This window comes from Hydrococcus rivularis NIES-593, from assembly GCF_001904635.1.
Classification (GTDB): Bacteria; Cyanobacteriota; Cyanobacteriia; order Cyanobacteriales; family Microcystaceae; genus Hydrococcus; species Hydrococcus rivularis.
On record NZ_MRCB01000023.1, the window covers coordinates 54911 to 72575 of the forward strand.

15 protein-coding genes are annotated in these 17665 nt (G+C 45.3%); 10 read left to right on the plus strand and 5 right to left on the minus strand.

Annotation, left to right across the window (positions count from 1 at the left end; all coding sequences use genetic code 11):
• Positions 1 to 215: 215 nt before the first annotated feature.
• Together NIES593_RS16905 and dnaB are read right to left on the minus strand one after the other, a co-directional pair.
• Entirely contained in the window at positions 216 to 1817 is a 1602-nt protein-coding gene (locus NIES593_RS16905) for a glycosyltransferase family 39 protein (RefSeq protein ID WP_073600696.1), read from the minus strand.
• Between the two features lie 26 nt (positions 1818 to 1843).
• The gene (gene dnaB, locus NIES593_RS16910) at positions 1844 to 3193 is read right to left on the minus strand and encodes a replicative DNA helicase (RefSeq protein ID WP_073600697.1); all 1350 of its coding nucleotides are present in this window, start codon (positions 3191 to 3193) and stop codon (positions 1844 to 1846) included.
• A gap of 472 nt (positions 3194 to 3665) precedes the next feature.
• Here dnaB and NIES593_RS24290 point away from each other — a divergent pair, with 472 nt between their 5' ends.
• The 3 genes from NIES593_RS24290 to NIES593_RS16925 all read left to right on the plus strand — a co-directional run bounded on the left by NIES593_RS24290 (position 3666) and on the right by NIES593_RS16925 (position 5246).
• The gene (locus NIES593_RS24290; protein WP_015142050.1) at positions 3666 to 3806 is read left to right on the plus strand and encodes a hypothetical protein; all 141 of its coding nucleotides are present in this window, start codon (positions 3666 to 3668) and stop codon (positions 3804 to 3806) included.
• A 356-nt stretch (positions 3807 to 4162) separates the two neighbouring features.
• Positions 4163 to 4381, plus strand: a complete 219-nt coding sequence (locus NIES593_RS16915; RefSeq protein WP_073600698.1) for a hypothetical protein — start codon at positions 4163 to 4165, stop codon at positions 4379 to 4381.
• A 298-nt stretch (positions 4382 to 4679) separates the two neighbouring features.
• The gene (locus NIES593_RS16925) at positions 4680 to 5246 is read left to right on the plus strand and encodes a pentapeptide repeat-containing protein (RefSeq protein WP_073600700.1); all 567 of its coding nucleotides are present in this window, start codon (positions 4680 to 4682) and stop codon (positions 5244 to 5246) included.
• A gap of 22 nt (positions 5247 to 5268) precedes the next feature.
• On the opposite strand, the gene NIES593_RS16930 is transcribed toward NIES593_RS16925, so the two are convergent.
• Both NIES593_RS16930 and NIES593_RS16935 read right to left on the minus strand, forming a co-directional pair.
• Positions 5269 to 6618: an O-antigen ligase family protein gene (locus NIES593_RS16930; RefSeq protein WP_073600701.1), complete on the minus strand. Its 1350-nt coding sequence runs from the start codon at positions 6616 to 6618 to the stop codon at positions 5269 to 5271.
• Between the two features lie 37 nt (positions 6619 to 6655).
• Positions 6656 to 7498, minus strand: coding sequence for a YaaW family protein (locus NIES593_RS16935; RefSeq protein ID WP_073600710.1), 843 nt, complete (start codon positions 7496 to 7498; stop codon positions 6656 to 6658).
• An 83-nt stretch (positions 7499 to 7581) separates the two neighbouring features.
• Here NIES593_RS16935 and NIES593_RS16940 point away from each other — a divergent pair, with 83 nt between their 5' ends.
• Complete coding sequence (locus NIES593_RS16940) at positions 7582 to 8613, plus strand: NAD(P)/FAD-dependent oxidoreductase (RefSeq protein ID WP_073600702.1); 1032 nt, start codon at positions 7582 to 7584, stop codon at positions 8611 to 8613.
• A gap of 18 nt (positions 8614 to 8631) precedes the next feature.
• On the opposite strand, the gene NIES593_RS24295 is transcribed toward NIES593_RS16940, so the two are convergent.
• The gene (locus tag NIES593_RS24295; RefSeq protein ID WP_175561167.1) at positions 8632 to 8775 is read right to left on the minus strand and encodes a hypothetical protein; all 144 of its coding nucleotides are present in this window, start codon (positions 8773 to 8775) and stop codon (positions 8632 to 8634) included.
• 128 nt (positions 8776 to 8903) lie between these two features.
• Between NIES593_RS24295 and NIES593_RS16945 the strand changes: the two genes are divergently transcribed.
• The 6 genes from NIES593_RS16945 to NIES593_RS16970 all read left to right on the plus strand — a co-directional run.
• On the plus strand, positions 8904 to 9530 hold the full coding sequence (locus NIES593_RS16945; RefSeq protein WP_217651944.1) for a TetR/AcrR family transcriptional regulator: 627 nt from the start codon (positions 8904 to 8906) through the stop codon (positions 9528 to 9530).
• 1614 nt (positions 9531 to 11144) lie between these two features.
• Positions 11145 to 12989, plus strand: a complete 1845-nt coding sequence (locus NIES593_RS16950) for a fatty acyl-AMP ligase (protein ID WP_073600703.1) — start codon at positions 11145 to 11147, stop codon at positions 12987 to 12989.
• A gap of 112 nt (positions 12990 to 13101) precedes the next feature.
• Positions 13102 to 14076, plus strand: a complete 975-nt coding sequence (locus NIES593_RS16955) for an acyl-CoA desaturase (protein ID WP_073600704.1) — start codon at positions 13102 to 13104, stop codon at positions 14074 to 14076.
• Positions 14077 to 14139: 63 nt separating this feature from the next.
• Positions 14140 to 14418 carry an acyl carrier protein gene (locus NIES593_RS16960; protein WP_073600705.1) on the plus strand — a complete coding sequence of 93 codons (279 nt, stop codon included), beginning with the start codon at positions 14140 to 14142 and terminating at the stop codon, positions 14416 to 14418.
• 125 nt (positions 14419 to 14543) lie between these two features.
• Positions 14544 to 15965 carry a hypothetical protein gene (locus tag NIES593_RS16965; protein WP_073600706.1) on the plus strand — a complete coding sequence of 474 codons (1422 nt, stop codon included), beginning with the start codon at positions 14544 to 14546 and terminating at the stop codon, positions 15963 to 15965.
• Positions 15966 to 16032: 67 nt separating this feature from the next.
• Positions 16033 to 17665 (plus strand): type I polyketide synthase (locus NIES593_RS16970; protein WP_139253731.1); only part of this gene is annotated, 1633 nt, incomplete at its 3' end.

Below are 17665 nucleotides of genomic sequence, written 5' to 3' on the forward strand. Positions count from 1 at the left end.
TGAAGATTTAAGATTGAGAACTAATACCATTTTGGATGAAAGGATTTTGGTCGCCGTTGTGCTGGAAGTGCAAGGTACTCCGCCAAGTGAGCGGCGGAGCCTGAAAAGCACTTCGTCAATTCCAGCGGCGTGCGGCGACTGCTCAGACGCAGATTTTAGATTGGGAAACCCTTTCTAAGATTGAATTGTGTAAATTCATCTGTCGCCTTCTTATTTCAAATTGGTATAAGCTTCAAAAGCCTACCTTGCACTGAAACAGTTTCGAGTTTACCTCCCGCTTTTTCTATAGCAGAAAATAGTTTTGTGCTAGGACGAAAAACAAATACTTCAGATTTATTTTCTGCCAAGATTTCTCGAACTTTTTCTGGATTAGTCGGATAACTAAACAATGCGAGGCGAACGTCGGAATCGAGTATATAACCTAAAGAAAGTAAGTCGCCAAGATTAGTCCAATCGTCGCCGCGATCGCTAATTAATAAGGGCGACGAACTCGCGTTTATTGCTCTGGCAATTTCCCAATTATGAAAGCTCAAATCTTTGCTCCAAGAAGTATCGGCTAAAGCATTAAGCATACAGGAATAAATAGTAACTGACATTATCGCTGCAAAAATTATTCGCCAAAACGGTTTTCCTTTGATTAGTAATCGAGCCATTAAATAACTGACAGCTAATTGCACGCCTGGAAAGCTAGGAAGGAGATAGCGAGTCACGGCAGAGCGCTTTCCTCCTGAAATTAAATCTGGCAGTGCGAGTAACAAGAAAGGAACAAAAATTGCTGTAATAATAAATAGCCAAGTCGATCGCTTTGTTTGGCGACAGACAGCATAAGTAGAGAAAAAAATCAGTAAAATAAACGGAAATCTTATGGCGTAAGTTTGGATATTATCAAAGCCAAAATCTAGATCGACAAATAGAGAAGTAAAACTCAAAGTCCAGAGTTTAATTAAATAGGATAACTCGACCCTCAAACGCGCCCAGTCAGTCGTATTTAAGGCACGTTGATAGTTAGTAGTGAGGACAAATATCCAAGGACTATAAAGAATAGCCGTAGCAGCGATCGCCAATCCAAATGATAAGATTTTTTTGATTGCTAACTTATCAAATAGCCAAACACCAACAAGAAAAATGGCATGACCGATTAGCGTCAAAATAAAAAAGGGATGGGTATAAAATCCAACCGTACAGGCTACAGTATAGAGACTCCAACTTTTCCAGTTAGAAATTTTTAAGGCTTTTAGAAGCGCTAAACTACTAGCAATTACTGTCAATGTTAGTAAACTATATTGTCGCGCTGTTTGAGCAAAAAGAATATCGCAAGGAGAGAGGGCCAAAAAAATTGTCGCGAGTATGGCAGCTAGTTTTGAAGAAAATAATTCTAGGGATAAAAGATAGATTAATGGTAATGATAAAAGGCTAATCAATACGGGTAAAGTTCGCGATGCCGCCAGAGAACTGCCGAAGCTTTGCATCCAAAAACGAGCCATTAAAAAATACAAAGGTGGATGCTGCGGATCTTCTATGACAAGAGAGTTAATCGTATCTTTAAATGTACTTCCTGGCTTAATTTTCTGAGCTTTTTGCAAGTCCTCAACTGAAAGTAAACCATCTGGAAATAGATCGCGATCGAGTTCTGTACGAGTATAGCCAGCCGCTCGCATAGAAGTATAGGCTTCATCGTGCCAATAGAGTTTTTTATCGAGATTGAAGAAGTGAAAAAAAATCCCGATGATTAAGAGGATAGCTAGTAGCAATTGAAACCATCTTTGATGAGTTAGAGAAGTTTGTCCTCTTTTCCAAGCAAACCAATTTTTTTTCATTTATGCCTTAATAGTTTTGATACAAATTAATAAGGTTGTTTTCTTTGTAAGTTAAGAAATTTAGTTAATTCAGGCTGAAATAACAGTTTGACAGTGCCTGTAGGACCATTTCTATGTTTGGTAACGATAACTTCTGATATGCCGCGATCGGGGGTGTCTGGGTGATAATATTCATCGCGATACAACATAATAATTAAATCTGCATCTTGCTCGATCGAACCCGATTCTCTCAAATCTGACATCATCGGACGCTTATTGGTTCGCGATTCGACGGCGCGACTGAGTTGGGATAAAGCAATAACAGGCGTCTGAACTTCCCGTGCCAATCCTTTGAGAGAACGAGTAATTCTCGACAATTCTTGTACGCGATTATCGCTGCCGCTTCCTTCCATTAATTGGAGGTAATCGATTAAAACTAATCCGATTTCTCCTTTATGTTCTGTTTGCAGGCGACGGACTTGCGATCGCATTTGCATGACTGTTGCATTGGCAGTATCATCGATAAAAATGGGTAGACTAGAAAGCGTTCCTAAAGCTTCAAATAAAGGTTCTAATTCTTTCTGAGAAAGTCGCCCCGATCGCAATTTATTACTTTCAATTCCTGCTTCGCTAGCTAGCAACCTTAAGGCTAGCTGTTCTTTAGACATTTCCAAACTAAAGATAGCAACTGGAAGATTTTGTTTGGCAACATTATGAGCGATATTAAGAGCAAAGCTGGTTTTCCCCATTGACGGTCTTCCAGCAATAATAATGAGATCGGAACGTTGAAAACCGCTAGTCATAGCATCCAAATCATAAAAACCGCAAGGAATTCCGGGCTGAGCAACTTTTTGATGCAGTTTTTCAATATCGTTCAAGGTTTGAACTAAAGTATCGCCAATAGGGATCAAACCTTCTTGAGGACGCTTTTGAGTCAGGCGAAAAATTTTCTTCTCTGATTCATCTAAAACGATATCTAATTCGGTTGCCGTATCGTAACCCAAATCGACGATTTCGTGTCCTGCTGAAATCAATTGACGGCGCAGGTATTTATCCATTACCAATGCCGCATAGCGATCGATATTGACAGCCGATACAGTACGATCTAGTAGCTGAACTAATTTCATCGTCCCGCCAACTTGCTCTAGCAAGTGGCAGTCTTGCAGCCAACTGGTAACTGTCATTAAATCCGTCGGTTTTCCTTGCGCGTGAAGCTTCAGGGCCGCTTCATAAATATCCTGGTGTGCTTTTACATAGAAAGCTTCTGGCAAAAGCACATCGACAACCCGTCCGATCGCTTCTGGATCGAGTAAAATTCCGCCTAGAATAGATTCCTCAGCCTCTATATTTTGAGGGGGAAAAGAGTTGTTAGAAATCTGAGGAAAAAATTCTGTCATTTGAATCTTTGATATACTTGATATACTCCTATAGTAGGCTGGCGCTATTTCTATCTCTCATCTAGTATAAATAAAGATGTCCGCAAGCCTCGGAGTGACAAGCTTTTTCCTAGCAATCGCTGGTTTGATAGGTAGCCTGAGATCTTGCACCATTCTCAACAACTACTGTTGTCATTAATTTCCTGTCCGAGCGAAAAAGTCTTCTTTAGAAGACTCGATAGGAATTTTAGTCGATTTTAATCGAGTTGGGCTTTGAGCCTAGAACTAAAGTTCTAGTCGTTGATGCCAAAGGGGCAAGATCTGAGTAGCCAATCATCAGCGACGCGATCGCGCTGTTGCAACAAAGCCCCAACAAAGCTAAAGCAGTTATTAAATCTTTTTATTGTTTGCCCAATGAGGGCTAATCTTCGCTAATCTGGACGAGGAATAGTATTTTATCGCGCGTTTAACCTGAGAAAGGAGCCAAGCTTCTATGTCAGATCTAAATCGTGGAATTATGAAGTTCGAGGGAGCCGACAAACCTGCGGTTGTCGCTGTCTCGGCATTACTCGTGTTAGGTACGATCGCTGCCCTGATCGTGTGGGCGCTCAGGGTTGCTTACGCTGTCAACTAATACGAGGTAAGCGATCGAATGGTTATTGTTCGAAACGATCTACCAGGCATTGAATCTGGATAGTTGTAGAGGCGCGCTCGATCGCGTCTCTACATTGCCTTATCCCTAGCTATGCTCCTCGTTCTAGTTCGGTTTCCACGCCTTCAATAACAACTTTGTAGATTATTTTACCGTGATAGAACCTGTGGTTCCTCTAGCAATGAGAATGCCTCAATAAGAATTGTGTCTTTATGGCATTTGTGTAGAGTTCGACGTTAAAGTTAGATTATTGAGAAATATTTTCGGTTATTTCACTAAACTTTATAGACTTCTCTCCGAATCTAAATCTCTACACCCTTTGATTCTGGAGGTGTTTTATGTCAATTTATGTCGGCAATCTATTTTACATTCCTATAGTTGTCTCGCCTAGCTTTGCCCGTTTTGTGGCTTCAGAATTACAACCACAGTCACTTACGAAAAAAGACATAGTTAAATGCCTAAAAGCTTTGGAAATCAAAAATCCAGAGATTTTGAGCCTTAAGTGGAAACAAGAATTGTGGATTCAACTACAATTGGCCGCCGTCTCTAAAATCTGAGCCGGATATCAACAAAAATCCGTTAAAAAAATGCAAGCTTTATTAAACAGATCTTCTCAAGCGCTGACTCATTCTAAAAGTGGGAATAGCCAAAACCCAAATAATACAGCCATCTATACCAGACGATCCATGATGAGAAAATATACTTGTCCTTGCTGCTCATGCACTTTACTCCGTCATATCCGTTTGAGCGGTATTTACTGGCGTTGTAGCTACTGTTACCAAGAAATGCCAGTTTTATAACTCATTACTCAACTAACTAACAAAATATAAGAAGACAAAAGATACAGAAGTTAGGATGGATATTAAAGAACTTTTAAGCCGATATGCAGCAGGGCAGAGGAATTTTAGAAATCTAAACCTGATTGCGGTAAATCTGAGAAATATGAACCTGAAAGGGGCAGATTTCAGTGGTGCAGATCTGAGGGGTGCCAACCTGACGAGGACGAATTTAAGCCATACAAATCTCACCAATGCAAGCCTTGAGGGAGCAAATTTAACTGAAGCCAACCTGAGTTATGTAGACTTGAGCGATGTAAATCTTAGCCGTGCCAATTTAACGAGGACGAATTTAAGCCATACAAATCTCACCAATGCAAGCCTTGAGGGAGCAAATTTAACTGAAGCCAACCTGAGTTATGTAGACTTGAGCGATGTAAATCTTAGCCGTGCCAATTTAACGAGGACGAATTTAAGCCATACAAATCTCACCAATGCAAGCCTTGAGGGAGCAAATTTAACTGAAGCTAACCTGAGTCAGGCAAACCTGAGTCATGTAGAACTCACAGATGTGGATCTCAGCCGTGCCAACCTGCATGGAGCGATCGCAACGGATAGGGGAAGTTCCAGTTGGATATTTCAATAATATAGTTCAGAAGTTTGACCGTTCAAGAAAGACTCGATTCACGATGACGAAAACCTGACAAAACGCGATCGCGAGACGCGATGCCGGCAATTGCCGATAGAAGCAACCAACCGATCGTATTGACTCGCAGATCGAAGACAGTCACGTCAAACATGTTAAATAAAACACAACTGCCAAAAGCAACCAAATAAGCAAACAAAATTAACCGATCGCTGTGTCTGCAAAGTTTAACTTCTTTCGACGAAACCGCCGACCAATTTTTTATGAGTCTTAGCGCTTCAAAAATCACCCAACCGACTAATCCAGATAATAAAAGCGTTCCTGGAATGCCAATTTCAGCCAATAGCATCAGAAATAGATTGTGAGGATGTCCCAACCACAAACCCATTTTTGTCTCGTAGAGAGGGGTAAAATTGCGCAGTCCCCAACCCATCCAGAGACGTTGAGCCATCATATCCCACGCAAACTGCCATTGGGTCGATCTTAAAGTGGCTAAGGGGCGATCGGGATACATTTCATCGGAAAGACGCGCCCAAAAATAGGCGGGAACGATCTGACGCAGCCACTCGCGACTGGGAGAAGGTCCCCACGATGCCCATAAAACGCTACTTGCCGCAGCAGCCATCCCCCCGACAAGCCAACGCCAACCCAAATAAAAGGCAAAAGCAAGACAAGCTAAAAAGGCTAATGCCCAAGCGTTGCGAGACTGGGTTAAAATTAGCCCCATGCCATCGCCAATGACAACCAAACCCAACCATCCTAACATCCAGACGCGATCGCGCTGCTTCAAATCCCATCGCCAAGCTTGGTAAGTATCGATCCACAACCCCAGTCCGAGAATAAAAACGATAACCAGATAGGCAGCAAGGATGTTGGCATACATAAACACCGACGACATTCTGCCCGGCGGTTCGCCTCCAGGAACCAACCCCCATCCCAGAACTTGAGCGAGAAACGAGGGACTGCTCCAGGACACGAATAACTGTCCCAAGCCCAAAATAACGATAGGAAATGAGGGAATAACCAGCAACCAGGCTAGCTGACGCAGTTGTGATGGTTTTTGGATCGCAAAAGAAAAAGCCGCAACTAGAGCCATGAAAGGCAAGAAATTGGCTAAGCCGAGAAAAGCTTCCTGGCGATTGACGGCAAAGCAGGACGAAAAAATCAACCAAAGGCTCAGCAGCAGAAGTCCCCAAATAAGAGGAATTTGAACCAGGCGGCGGTATTGCTGCTTCCAAAGACCGATAGAGGCGATTGCCAGACCCCCGGCTCCCAAAGCTGGAAACAAAGGCAAAATCAGTGTGCTTATCCGGGCACACTTCCAAGCCCATGTTGGTTGGAGATTGGGGATTAGCGATTGCTGATTGGGCAATTTTTTTCTCCTGCTCCCCTACTCCTTTTTCCTTCTATCAGGCGGGTTCCCAGCACTCGGTCCGGGTGAGGCGAATTTGTGCTAAAGCAAAAATAACAGGGATGATGCGTCCGTAGTTAGTTGCGATCGCTTTCCAACCGAGATCGGCTAAAAACCAGCCCCAGAGAACGGGTCCCACAAAAGCAAACACGGTGCGAACTGCCCCATAGCGAGCGGCACTCATTGCCATGCCTCGTTCGGCTGCTTGGAGAACTACCCGGTTTTGAATCTGGGCCGCAACAGCCGTTCCGCCTCGGACGAGTGCCGATGTCGCTGCTTGATAGGTAGCAAAGTGAACGGCAAACTGCTGGGCAATTTGTTTGAGAATCAAGGGTTTGAGGAAAGAATTGACGGCTATTGCGCTGCTGCCTTTGAGGATGATGTCGAGAGAATCTTGTTTTAGTTGAACGAGTAAAGGTTCTGGGGTATTGGATTCGGCAAGCGATCGCTGTATCCTTGTCATTAAGGATTTCTGTTCCAAAGCGGGCAAGCGTTTCCAGGCTTTGCCGATCAAGTGCAGAAAAATTTCCGCTTCGATATCGGTGGTAGCCATTCGCTTCGAGTAGGGAATTTTCAGGTAATGGCAAACGCGAACTAACGCTTGGCGATAACTAAATTGCTTAGTTTTTCCTCGCAATACTGTAAAACCATCCGCAGCTAGGTAGCGAAATCTCGTTTCGATTGAGTCTATCCAAGTTTCCCAATCTTGGCTTTGTACTTCTATGGGGTCGGGAGTTTGCAGGTAATCGAGCGGATTAAATTTACGACAAAATAAAATTTGCGTTAGTTGTTGTAACTCGTCTTCTGTTGCTAATTCCAGCGCCGATCTAAGTTCGTCCAAGGTTAGGTCCTCCACCACTCATGGCTTGAGTTGGCTACGTCAACCATTCTAATATTAGCCCTTAACGATCGGATAGAGAAGAAATGACCAATCGAATACCTAAATTTGACGTTGCGGTTGTTGGTGCGGGTTTGGCTGGTTTAGTTTGTGCCAAGCAACTACAGCAAGCCGACTTAAAAGTCGTAATTTTGGAAAAATCTCGCGGTGTCGGAGGACGAGTAGACACGCGGCGTTTCTACGATACCTGCGTCGATCGCGGGCTACCCTATCTAGAAATTCAAGGCGAACAGACTCAGCAATTAATCGATCGATTGTGCGAGCCAAAAATTGTTCGACCCTGGAGGGGTACAGCTTACGAATTGCATCCTCAAAACGATTGGCAGTTATCCCCGCTTGCTAATCGTTACATTGCCCCCCAGGGCATGAGTGCGATCGCGAAATTCCTAGCCACCGATTTAGAGATTTGGCGACAATGCCGCGTGAAAACGATTGTCCCCGAAGGTAAAACCTGGTTGCTGACTAGCGAGGCAGCCGAAAATTTTCCCAGCGCGATCGCGGCTAAAGCAGTTGTTGTGGCGATTCCCGCTCCTCAAGCGTTGGCATTGCTAGAATCTCTTACCTCTACCAATCGCCTGTTAGAGGTTCTCGATAAAATAGCTTCTGTCCGGTTCGATCCTTGTATTGCAGTTACAGCTAGCTACCGAGACGACCTAAAACCCTCGTGGCAAGCGGTCAAAATTATCGACCATCCCGATCTGGCTTGGGTCGGTTGGGATAGCAGCAAGCGCGAATCTTCCAAGCAGACCATCTTAATTATCCATAGCACAGCTCGATTTGCCCAAACCTATCTCGATGTCAGCGACTTACAACCTGCGATAAAACAACTGTGCGATCGCGCGGCTCAACTCTTGCTTCCTTGGCTAGATAGTCCCGAATGGTGTCAGGTACATCGGTGGCGATACGCTTTTCCGCGTCGTTTTCTGGAAATGCCCTATTTAGCAACAACTGTAACTCTACCCCTAATTTGCTGTGGGGATTGGTGCGGAGGGAACCGAGTTGAGAGTGCCTTAAACTCCGGTCTTGCTTCGGCTGGGGAAGTACTCAGGCATCTCTAGTTTTGATTGCTTGCCAATTCAGTTCTTTACAGTTTTACTGTTATTAGAAGTCTTGCGATCGAGCCAACCGAGTAATTTTTGAGAGATTTTCATCTGACCGTTGAGAATTTCATCGTATATCGCTAGGGCAATCAAAAGAAAAGCTAAGGATAAGATATCCATTGTTGCCACCTTTTTGTAGAGACTAGACGGTACAGTTTTATATCCAATAGAATAGACTGTACGGTTTGATATTGTCAATCCCCGATGCAAGAAACTTTGCCGATTCCCAGAAAAACAAACAATAGACCATGCCTAAAACCAGCAAAAGAGAAGAGTCGCGACGCACAAGTCGCCGCGAAGCACTGACTCGTTCTACAGACAAAGCGGAACAAATTTTACAAGGAGCGCTACCCGAATTTCTCAAGCACGGCTATGCCTGCACTAGCATGGATAAAGTGGCTCAAGCAGCAGGAGTTTCCAAACAAACTCTCTACAGTTACTTTTCAGATAAAGAAGGGCTTTTCACAGCTTTAGTCAAACGCATGGCGTGCCAAAAATTTAAGTTGGTTTGGTCGCAGCCATTAGAGGGAAAACCGGAAATCGTTTTGCGAGAATTGGCGTATCGATTGCTAGGAGAAGTTGACGATCCAGATTACTTGTGCTTTTTGAGGTTGATTGTGGCAGAGTCGGGAACGCGACCCGACCTAGCACAGTTATTTTTGAGCAATATCGCTCAACCCGCGCTGAAAATTCTGACGCGATATTTTCAGGAACACCCAGAAATTAACCTGCCCGACTCAGAAGCAACGGCGCGAATCTTCGTGGGAGCTATAGTTCACTTTATTCTTACTCAAGAGATGCTGCACGGTAAAGAGATCATGCCAATGGAAAAAAAGCGTTTGGTTGATAGCTTGATTTACGCGATCGCGAGGTAATTTCTAATAGCTAATCGGTAAGCGGATTTGATTTTATAGACATTGCTACTATTTTCATCTATCCTAGGATAGAAATTTATATCTATCTTAAGAGATAACTTTTAGATAAAAGGCTTGAACGTACAACACACTATTACAAATCTGAAATGCGATCGCGAGCTATTTCGCTCGTAGAAAACTAGATCGGTAGTTTGAGGCAAAGGTTATCGAGTTTGACTCTAGAAAATAAGACGAATTTTGGTTTTTCGAGCGATTAGCAAGCATCTAATACCATTTTGGATTTTGGATTGGGGATTTTGGATTGAGAAAGACTCATCTCATAAAGGTTTTAAAAACCCACCAATTGGTATAAAACAAACTTATCATATCTAGTTATTCTAATTATTTTTTTTAAACTTAAATCCTTGCGTATCTAAATTGCATAAATAGAGTAGCTCGTATTTGTGAATTTGCTCCTTTATTTAATAAGGAATCTTCTTTAATTTTCGAACCAACTAAAGTATATAGATCGACTATGCATTATGAGAGCAGCACGCAGAAGAAACTCAAATAAACTTTAGTTGCGATTGCGAGAGAGCAAGAATTTTAAACAAATGTTGAGAAGTTCTTTTTGAATTTGGGCAAAGATATCTTTGCATTGAAAATAATAGTCATTCTCTAAAAATTTACGACTACCTAAGTTTTCGTCTTAGAAAAGTTTTTTATTTCTCTTTGCGTTATAATTCGAGCTGCTTTATACTGTATACTTATTAAGATTATTGTCTCTAGTCCATGCAAGTTAAATACATAGTAACCTCTCGCTTGACTAGAAAACCTGCTTGACCCGACTTTCTATTTCAGAGTCTTTGGGGTATAAACGTAGCAGTAAGCAATGAGTTAACTCTTTCCTATTATTTTGTTACTGTTGTGTTAGTTTTAGCTTGTTATTTTTTAGGTCGCTAAATCTAACAAAGCTACCTGTTCCCTATGGTACTCAAAGCTACCTAATCTTTTCTCAAAGTTGCGATCGCTTGACGTTCCCTGCCTGAAAACATCGCCCAAAAGTCTTATTAGAGAAGGACGTGTGTAGAAGAATTGCTATAGTTTTATTCAATTTTTCCCAAGCAGCCAGGATAGAAATTTAAATATGCGATCGATTTTACCTTTACAATTTGGAAAAACTGTTTATAATTTGGAGAAACTAATCGATACTTCTAATAGAGTAAAGAAGTATGAAATAAGCCAAGCGATCGAATCAAATAAAATGCGCCTAAGTCTAGTGTTAGCGGCACTAAACTTAGACGACTTAACCCCTTGTCAGCTTCTTCAACATTCAACCACAAGGAGATAGATCTAATTATGCCACACTACAGTCTAGTAATTGCAACACGAGCGAGTCGGCGTTTCCTGCTACAGACGTGCAGAGGAGCTTAATGGAATTTTAGAAAAAATTAATTAGCCTTAACCTGTACTAGAGAAGAGTTTTTACATCTGATGCTATCCTTTCTAGTCCATAAGCAGGCTTGAGTTCTTTTTGCCTGCTGATTAAATTTCCCTAGTCAGAAAAGCTTTCAGGTACTTTTACACTCAGAAAGTTGCAAGATCCTAATCGTTAAAGAAGTTGAGTATAAAACGATGTCTACTTGTTTAGACTCCTCACTCGAATTAGGGTGCGAATTGTCTACTTTTGCCGATCTTTTGGCTTATAGAGCGCAAAATCAGCCCAATCGAACAGCATACACCTTTCTTCATCGCGGAGAAACAGAGGTAGGTAAGCTAACCTATCAAGAATTAGATCGACAGGCAAGAGCGATCGCCGCTCGCCTTCAGTCAATGAGAGCCATAGGAGAGCGTGCTCTGCTACTCTATCAGCCTGGATTGGAGTTCGTTGCTGCCTTTATGGGTTGCATGTATGCCTCTGTGGTTGCCGTACCTGCCTATCCGCCCCGACGCAATCAGAAGCTGACTAGGTTGCAAGCGATCTTAGACAACGCGAGGGCGATGGTCGTTCTCACCACTGCAACCCTTCTAGAAAACATCGAGCGTCGGTTTGCCGAAGATCCGAAATTGGCAACCATGCAATGGTTAACTACCGATAATATCCCTAACGAGCTAGCATCGGACTGGCAAAAGCCGACAATAAGCAGCAACACGATAGCGTTCCTTCAGTATACCTCCGGTTCTACGGGAACGCCGAAGGGAGTAATGGTCAGTCATGGCAATCTCCTGCACAACTCAGCGCTAATCCATCAGTGTTTCGAGCATACGCCTGACAGTCGAGGGGTAATATGGCTGCCACCCTATCACGATATGGGGTTAATTGGTGGAGTGCTACAGCCTCTCTACGGCGGCTTTCCCGTCGCGCTGATGTCGCCAGTAGATTTTCTCCAGCAGCCGTTGCGCTGGCTGCAAGCGATTTCCCGCTACCGGGGAACTACCAGCGGCGGACCCAATTTTGCCTACGAACTTGCTTGTAGCAAGATTACTCCCGAACAGAAGGCAAGTCTCGACTTAAGTAGCTGGGAAGTTGCCTTTACGGGTGCCGAACCCGTACGAGCGGAAACCTTAGAACGCTTCGCTGCTACCTTTGAGCCATGCGGCTTCCGAAGAGAAGCCTTTTACCCCTGCTACGGGATGGCAGAGACGACCTTGATTGTCTCTGGAGGATTGAAAGCAGCAACTCCCATCGTGCAGCAGGTGGAGGGAGCGGCACTCGAACAGAATCGGGTAATAGCGGCGCGGGGCGAAGAGAGCACCCGCAAACTCGTAGGCTGTGGTAAGAGTTTAGTAGACGGGAAGATTGCGATCGTCGATCCCAAGACCTCAACTTTGCTCCCAGATAACCAAGTCGGAGAGATCTGGGTGGCAAGTCCCAGCGTCGCTCAGGGCTATTGGGAGCGCCCTGAAGAGACGGAAGCAACTTTCAATGCTTACCTTGCCGACACGGGAGAAGGTCCGTTCCTGCGCACGGGAGATTTGGGATTTCTGCAAGAAGGCGAGTTATTTATTGCCGGGAGAATTAAAGACGCGATTATTATTCGCGGGCAAAACCACTATCCCCAGGACATCGAACTGACAGTAGAAAAGTGCCATCCGGCACTGCGACCTAACTGTGGGGCTGCCTTCGCGGTAGAAGTCAATGGTTCGGAGCGCCTGGTAATCGTTCAGGAAGTCAAGCGGAGTTATCTGCGCAAGCTGAACGTCAAAGAGGTGGTCGAGAGTATTCGTCGAGCCGTAACAGCAGAGCATAACCTCCAAGTTTATGCAACAGTTTTGGTGAAAACGGAAAGCATCCCTAAGACATCCAGTGGCAAGATTCAGCGCCATGCTTGTCGCGCTGGTTTTCTCGCTGGCACTTTGAACGTTGTCGAAGATTGGAGCGAGAATCCAAAGAGCAAGGTGAAGTTCCTGCAACTGCAAGCGGATGTCGAATCCATTTTAGAAAAGCTTAAAGCTGTCAAACGGGTGTCAAACCAATAGTCTTAGTTCGCCAGTGCCTTGAGTTGCATTGGCGCGATCGCTACTCTGTTGCAAGTGGCAAAAGACACTGCCAAGAGAGTGGATTGGTACAAGCGATAAAGGGATTATAAAGATGGAAGTTCAAAACCTTGAATCTACGAAAGCTCGTCAAGCGATGGGAACCAAAGGTCTGTCGAGCCGAGATCGCGTCAGGGTGACAAATGATTATTTCCAAAAAATCTATCGGCGATTGAGCTTGATTACTGTCTTGATTCCCTTTATCGGGACGGTTTTCGCGATCGCACTGCTGTGGTACGTCCCCATCGGAGCTGTAGAAGTGGGGCTATTGGTTGGCATGTATGCACTGACCATCCTGGGAGTCGAGGTGGGTTTCCATCGACTCTTTTCGCACCGCGCTTTTGAGACGACGACTCCTGTCCGCGTCGCTCTCGCCATCCTCGGTTCGATGGCGGCACAGGGAGGAGTGACATTTTGGGTAGCTCACCATCGCTGTCACCACCAGTACACCGATCTTCCCAACGACCCCCATTCGCCCCACCTGCATGGAGAAGGCATTCGAGGGCGACTGCGCGGGCTGTGGCACTCCCACTTAGGTTGGGTTCTCAAAGGCGAAATTCCTAACTCGATGCTGTTTGCCAAAGATATGCTGCGCGATCCGGCGATCGCTAAAGTCAACCAGTGGCAGCAGTACTGGGTAATTCTCGGTCTTGTCATCCCTGCTGTCATAGATGGGCTGATCTCCCGAACCTGGATGGGAGTTTTACTAGGACTTCTCTGGGGAGGACTCGTGCGCGTTTTCTTAGGACAGCAAGTTATTAACGCTACCAACTCCCTCTGTCACGTCTATGGCAGTCGTCCCTTCAAGTCTGGCGATCGCAGCACCAACAACCTTTGGCTCGCGATTCCCTCCTTCGGACAGTCGTTGCACAACAATCATCACGCTTTTCCCAGTTCGGCGATCGTAGGGCTAAAGTGGTGGCAGATCGATCCGGGTAACTGGGTTGTTTGGATACTGAAGGCGACGGGCTTGGCTTGGAACGTGAAGATGCCATCAGAGAGTCAAATGGAAGCCAAGAGAGCAGTTTAGCAAAACTGCCAGCAAATTTAGGCAAGCAAACTAGAAACTAATCACCAATGAGGAGTTAAAACAATGGAAGTTCAGAATCCCCCAGTAAAAGAGATATCCGCCGTAGAGATTCAAGATTGGATCGTCACTTACTTAGCGGACTTGCTGGAGACAGAACCAGAAGAAATCGATGTCACGATTCCTTTCGATCGCTATGGTTTAGATTCCTCGGCAGCAGTCGGTTTGACGGGCGATTTAGAAAATTGGCTGGGAACGGAGGTCGAGCCAACCCTACTATACGATTACCCAACTGTTGAAGCGTTGGTCGAGCATTTAAGCTCCCAGTTGAAAGCCAAACGTTAGCGAACAGTTGTCAATTCGCAATTGGCAATTGGCAATTAGTCAGCAGATCTCTGTATAAAACTCCCTCAAGGAGCATCTGTAGCGATCTTTATTGTGAATTGAATTGATACTTTTAGGAGAAACTTATGGTAGCTGTAAATAAAACTCTGGATCGCAAGACTCAATCTGTAAACCAGCCAGAAGCTCGAAAGACACTTCACTTCCAAGTCATCGAAAAAACTTTCAAGAACAACACCGACTCGGACTACACCGAGAAGATTAGAGACCTGGGGAACGAATTTGATTACGCCAGCAACCGCGATTATTACTGGGGCTATCCCGAACTTTCGCTGCTGTATGGCACCCCTCTCTACGATGCCGCGTCCGAGACGCAGAGACTGGCGCTCAATCATCTCTATTGGGTGGGAAATTATAACCATACCGCCGTTAGCGAAGCCACTACCAGTATTTACAATATGGTCACCAATGGGGTGTTTCGCGCCGTTGGAGGTTACGAAACCCTTTGTCGGGAACTCGATTTTGAAACCGAGCAAGAAAGCTATCACATTCGCACCTTTCAAAAGATCGGATTCAAAACCAAAATGGCGATCGTCGGCAAAACCATCTTGGGAAATTCCGAATATGGCAAATCGGATAAAGAGGATGTTAGTGGTTGGCTTAAACTTTTGATCCCTCAGCCCGTGCGGGATTATTTTATCTCAAGCAAGGGAAGCTCGCCCTTTTCGATCCAGCGAGACAAAGTGTTAAGCGCGATCGCCAAGACAATGCTTAGAGATAAAAAACAGTATTACTCTGGGTATTTGAGAGACATAGAAGAAAGAGGCGAGTCGATACCCGCCCCAGCCGACGGTTTGGGAGGGCGAATCGCACCGCGTTATTGGTTGCGATTCTTCACGATTCACTGGGGAATGTCGCCGTTTATGGCATGTCAGTACTATTCCTTGCGCTACACGGCAAATGCAATTCTCAAGAATCAAGAATACCCATACGTTAGGTATTTCCGAGAGTTAGAGCAAAAGGGCGAACATATCCCAACTCCAACTGCCGTTTCCTACTATCACTTATTGGACGAGGCTTTCCATACTACTATTTCTCAGACACTTGCTAGAGATACCTATAAGGATTTCCCGAAGCCAACAGCTTACGAGAAATTTATCTCCGGCTTGATAATTTACAAGATGCAATGCAGCCTCTTGAGCGGTCTTTCTGGGGTTTTGCCCGGTCGCTGCGTTTACGACGACCAGATGTTAATGATTTTCTACTACAAGCTCTTAACATCGCCTGTGTTTGCGATGGAAAAGCGAGAAGCCCTCGATTGGCTGGAGAAATGCGTCTGTCAAGAACACGAAGGCTATCACGTGGGACTTAAGTATCACCAAAGTCTTTTGGAATTGATGCGGAGATTGTTCGGTCGCCTCGATTACCAATGGTCGATCAACCGCAACATGAGCATTATGGCGGCAGGCGGTTCGATCGAGAAAGCCTTGCCAAAGAATACCGAAGCCTTTAAGCGGTTTTCCCAATCGATCCTGGCGCAGGATAGCTAGCCTTTGAAGTTTGTAGGGATGTTTTCTAGAACGTCTGTACATTAGAGTTCGGAGTTAGAGAAATTTGATGGAACCCATAGCAATTGTTGGCATTGGTTGCCGTTTTCCCGGAGCAGAAAATCCCGAAGCCTTTTGGCAGCTCTTACGCAATGGTGTAGATGCAATCTCTGAAGTACCGAGCGATCGCTGGGACATTGACGAATTTTATGCTCCTCAGCCAGCTACGCCAGGAAAAATGAATACCCGCTGGGGTGGCTTTTTGGAGCGAGTAGATCGGTTTGACCCCGGCTTTTTTGGGATTTCTCCCCGCGAAGCAGAGCACATGGATCCCCAGCAAAGACTGGTGTTGGAGGTAGCCTGGGAGACGTTAGAAAATGCTGGAATCGTTCCAGAGACCCTAGCAGGCAGCCAGACAGGGGTATTCGTTGGCATCACCAATGCTGATTACCACAAACTTCTCTACAAAGACTCTTCCCAACTCGGCGCATATAGCGCCACGGGCACCACTCCTTGTATTGCCGCCAATCGTCTATCCTACGCACTAAATCTGCGAGGTCCCAGTATCGCGATCGATACGGCTTGTTCCTCATCGTTAGTGGCAGTTCATTTAGCGTGTCAGAGTTTGTGGAACGGGGAATCCAATCTCTGTCTAGCTGGAGGGGCAAACCTGATGCTGTCTCCAGAGCCAACTATCACTTGCTCCCAAGCTCAAATGATGGCGGCTGACGGTCGCTGTAAGACTTTTGATGCCAGCGCCGATGGCTACGTCCGGGGAGAAGGCTGTGGCATAATCGCCCTCAAGCGCCTAGAAGATGCCCTTCGAGACGGAGATAACATTCTGGCGCTCATCAGAAGCTCGGCAGTCAACCAAGATGGTACGAGCAACGGACTGACAGCCCCCAATGGACCGTCTCAACAGGCAGTCATTCGTCAAGCTTTGAAACAAGCGGGAGTGGCTCCAGCGCAGATTAGCTATCTAGAAGCCCACGGCACCGGCACTTCTTTAGGAGATCCAATTGAGGTTAAATCCCTCAAAGCCGTGCTGATGGAGGATCGTTCCCCAGATCGATCCTGTTGGATTGCCTCGGTTAAAACAAATATCGGTCATCTCGAAGGCGCTGCTGGAATTGCTAGCCTGATCAAGGTAGTCTTACAACTGCAACACCGAGAGATTGCCCCCCACCTGCACTTAAAGCAGCTCAATCCCTATATTTCCCTCAAAGGAACGCCCTTTGTCATCCCTTCTGAGTGCCAGCCTTGGTCTTGTTCTGGAAGTCGCTTGGCTGGAGTCAGCGCTTTTAGCTTCGGCGGCACCAATTGCCATGCGATCCTCGAAGAAGCGCCGCTGCAAACCCCAGTATCGAGCAAAGTCGATCGCCCTCGGCACCTTCTAACTCTCTCGGCAAAAAGCGATCTGGCTCTGGTAGAACTAGCACAACGGTATGAAGATTTCTTAGGGTCTCATCCAGAAGTTTCGCTAGCGGATGTCTGCTTTAGTGCCAATGCAGGGCGATCGCATTTCGAGTACCGCCTCGCCGTTGTCACTGAATCTCCCCTACAGTTGCGGGAGCAGTTGGGTGCTTTTGCTGCCAAAAAAGAAACTTCTAACTTAATTAGCGATCGCGTCGCTAAAAAGAAACCGCCGAAAATAGCATTTTTATTTACGGGTCAAGGTTCCCAATATGTCGGCATGGGATACC